The following is a 4014-nucleotide window of genomic DNA, read 5'->3' on the forward strand; positions in this document are numbered from 1 at the left end:
AATCGTTTTATTGATTAGGGTTGCTTGTGCTTTATTTGGATAGATACGAAATTTATATGCTTTATTAATCATCATTCATTTCACCTCCATTTCGGTATGTTTCTATTATACAACAAACATACATTCGATAGGTAGTGAAGTAACAGTTTATGTATGTCGAATAATTAAGATGGCTTCCTGCCATCCCTTGTCCGAAGCCAATTCATCTCCCACCTACTCACTAAGGAAGGAGTCTTCTTGGCTAAAATGATAAAATTAATGGATAGTGCTTAAATCATTGATGTCAAAAACGATAGACTACAATGAAAATGAAACTAAAATGATATTTCTGATCTTTAAGAGATAAAAGCGTTGGAATTAGCTATTCAAGCAATTAATAAGTTTTCTAATAAATTACTTATCTAACTAAATAGAGTAACGGGTACTTTAGTTCAACATGAATTAAACAACTTATAAAAGCCTTACTATAAAAAAATATAGCAAGTAGCAAGGCTTTTATATTTTTATATCGAAGTTAGATAACTTTAGTATCAATTTACATAAGGATGTTGCAGTGGGGTGAGAGAGGGAAAGGTTGTGGAGGAAGTTCTGGTGAGGCTATTTTTAAAAACAAAAAATATAGAAATATCCCTATTTCTACGTAGGGATATTTCTATATTTCTAAATCTCTGTTAATAATTTAAATTTCCTTTTTTGTTCGGGAGTTAATTGATTTTCTACATAATGATGTATAAGTAAATCTATTATTTCATGAGCATATTTTGTATTAGTAAGTTTCATTAGTGCTCCAAGCTCTTCCTTAGATTGACTAGAAATTTTAATACTACCTTGTTGGTTTTTAAATTTCTTTTTCTCTGGTGTTTGCTCTGTCTTTTGTTCCTGCTGATTTACTTGTTCTTGTTCATTTTCAGGTGGAAAAGTAGGAGTATTCTCTTCACTTTTTGTTACAACTGAATCCTCGTTTGGGATATAAGGATCTGTTGGATCAAAATTGCTCTTTTTTCGACCTAATAGTCCAGGAGTTCTTGCCATGTTATACACCAACCTTCATACTTTCAAAAACATTGATACGAGATAATAATTCATCACTAATTTTTTCGTATAGTTCTATTACATTTAAATCATGTCTATCATTTTCAGTAATACCGTTAACATCAAACCTTTTAATACGTTCCATCTGTGGAACGATATTTTTAAATAGGTTTTCTTCACCAAAAATTTCACGAGCATTTTCCATAATGTATTCATCCACTTTACCATTATTTTTTAATAGCACTGGAAGAATACCTACAACTTCAATATCAAGATTATATTGCTCTTTTAATTTTATTAGTTGGTTAATGTAGTTTTCTGCACCTGTAAGAGAACGTTCTTGTGTTTGTAGAGTTATAAGAACATAATCAGAAGCTACAACTGCATTTTTTGTAACTTCAATTGACATAGGTGGAACATCGATAAATATGTAATCGTATTTATGTTTTATTTTCTCAAGCAATTCCTTAAAGTAGAAATCTTCCTCTTCTTCCGAAGAACACGATTTATATAGAAATTTTGCGAAATCTTGAAAATCAACATAAGAAGGAATTAAATGTAAATTTTCCATTATTTCAACTTCTAATCCATCTAAATTCCCCTCTTGAATTCCTTTCATCAATGTTTTAGTTAAAGCTACCTTTTCGTCAGGATTAAGGATAGATTTTGTTAGCATTAGAGATTTTGTTGCATTACTCTGTGGATCAAGGTCAACGAGTAAAGTTCTTTTCCCCTTTTTTGCGAATTCATAAGAGTTTAATACAGCATTAGTGGTTTTACCAACGCCCCCTTTATAATTCCCAACAGTAATTGTAATAGCCATTTATACCACTCCATTTATTTTCCATAATATTTCCCTATATCCCTATTTCTATATCTTAGTGAAAAGATTAGAAAAATAGGGAAATATCTAATTATAGAAATAGGGATATTTCTATGTTACAAAGAAAATTATAGCAGTGATAAGTGGTACATGCAATAGAATCTGTCATTTATACCACTCCATTCATTTTTTGAAAACGTCCTTATATCCCCACATCCCATGCTCATCAAGCTAAGAAAGGCAAATACCCCAAAACGAGAGAATTGATATTACGAGGTGATCTGTATAAAATTTTTGTTTTGGGGGCTTTTTAAAAAAGAAACACCCATTCCTATAATTGATGTTGCATAAGTGTAACTTGATGGCAGCGGTATAGAAATAGGGATATATCTATATTGAAAGAAAGATTATAGTAGTAATAACTGATACATACAATGGGATCATTAGTTTTCAAGAGTTCCTCCCTATATCATCATTTCCATAATAAAAGTAGAGACGTAGGGAAATATCTACTTATAGAAATAGGGATATTTCTATATTATAAGAAAGATTATAGTAGTAATAAGTGGTACATACAATAGAAGCAGTAATTGTTCAAAGACGCCCCCTATGCCTCCATTTCTGATAACAAAAGTAGAGAGATAGGGAAATATCTACTTATAGAAATAGGGATATATCTATATTAAAAAGAAGATTATAGTCGTGATAATTGGTACATACAATAGAATCAGAATTTTTTTCAAAGACTCCCCTATGTCACATGCCCATCAACTTAAGAATTTTATAACGCCTCCAAAATAATAAATTGTACATTTTCACCTGGAGGTGTCAATTTTTTTGTTTCGGGGTATTTACTTTTCTTAGCTTGATTGTGGTGTGGCAAGAACCCATTTATAAAAATAGATTCCAATAGAAATTTATATACCTCTTTCAAATAAATACAATCTTTGCACCATAACCATATATACTATATGAACGTATACAATAAACATAATTAAAGGAGAATAGAACTTGATAAAACATATACTCAGTTTCATTGTTGGAATAATTGTTATATTAATTGGTTCCTTTTGGGTTATTCCTTACACCCTCGAAGCAATTGACAGTAACGTAAGCCATATTACTCGTGACAAAAAGTATTTTAGTAAGCTATATGACTATGATATTAACCTTTGGATGATTGCAAACCTTATATTTTTCATTTTTTGGGCAATTACTGTTTTTATAGTTAAGTTACCTAATTATAAGAAGAACAGAAGTACTCATATAAAAAAATATAGTTATACAAATCAGCGTAAAAAAGCAAAGAGAAAGCGTCGTAGATAAATGTAACAATATACATATTTTACACAAGAAGAAAACTACGATACTCATTATTGGGGTAGCGTCACATCATTATCAAGCTAACAAAACTAAATTGCTTTAAAATGAAAAAATACGTTATTCTTTCTGTAGAATCGTAGGAAAGGATGGCGTATTTGGCATAAACTTATCGATTTTTGATAAACTAGAATTATTTTCTAAAGAGTTACAACGATTTATGTTAGCTGATGCCTTAGAACAATTAGCTAGAGAGATAGGATTTATTCAGCGAAAAAGTAAATATCGTGCACAAGATTTAGTAGCTCTGTGTGTTTGATTAAGCCAAAATATAGCTCATACTTCATTGGCACAATTATGTAGTCGATTAGAAGCTAATACAGGTATTTCTATGAGTCTAGAAGGACTCAATCAACGATTTAATTCTCAGGCTGCACAGTTTTTACAACAAATACTAGCGTATGTACTTCATCAACAATTGTGTTCCACTAACAAAATTACAACCATGTATACTAACTATTTTCGTCGTATTCGTGTATTGGATTCTACACATTTTCAGATTCCGGATAAATTCGCTTCTACATATATCTATATTGAGAGAGATTATAATAGTGATATGTAGTACATACAAAAGAAGCAGTAATTGTTCAGAGACGCCCCCTATGCCTCCATTTCTGATAACAAAAGTAGAGGAATAGGGAAATATCCAATTATAGAAATAGGGATATATCTATATTGAGAGAGATTATAATAGTGATATGCAGTACATACAAAAGAAGCAGTAATTGTTCAGAGACGCCCCCTATGCCTCCATTTCTGATAACAAAAGTAGAGGAATA

The 4014-nt window shown here is 30.7% G+C and carries 4 protein-coding genes and 1 pseudogene; 2 read left to right on the forward strand and 3 right to left on the reverse strand.

The window, feature by feature from the left end:
• The 3 genes from JDS80_RS30315 to JDS80_RS30325 all read right to left on the reverse strand — a co-directional run.
• A partial coding sequence (locus JDS80_RS30315; protein WP_176544146.1) for a helix-turn-helix domain-containing protein occupies nt 1-75 on the reverse strand: 75 nt, incomplete at its 3' end.
• Nucleotides 76-660: 585 nt separating this feature from the next.
• Nucleotides 661-1032 (reverse strand): hypothetical protein, encoded by a 372-nt coding sequence (locus JDS80_RS30320; RefSeq protein ID WP_137077349.1) that lies wholly within the window; start codon nt 1030-1032, stop codon nt 661-663.
• A gap of 1 nt (nt 1033) precedes the next feature.
• Nucleotides 1034-1855, reverse strand: a complete 822-nt coding sequence (locus JDS80_RS30325) for a ParA family protein (RefSeq protein WP_001018644.1) — start codon at nt 1853-1855, stop codon at nt 1034-1036.
• Between the two features lie 1011 nt (nt 1856-2866).
• Here JDS80_RS30325 and JDS80_RS30330 point away from each other — a divergent pair.
• Entirely contained in the window at nt 2867-3181 is a 315-nt protein-coding gene (locus JDS80_RS30330) for a hypothetical protein (protein ID WP_199640778.1), read from the forward strand.
• 157 nt (nt 3182-3338) lie between these two features.
• Nucleotides 3339-3761 (forward strand): annotated as a pseudogene (locus tag JDS80_RS30335) (transposase); the annotation flags it as partial.
• Nucleotides 3762-4014 lie beyond the last annotated feature (253 nt).

It is taken from the genome of Bacillus cereus group sp. N8, from assembly GCF_016483685.1.
Lineage (GTDB): Bacteria > Bacillota > Bacilli > Bacillales > Bacillaceae_G > Bacillus_A > Bacillus_A proteolyticus.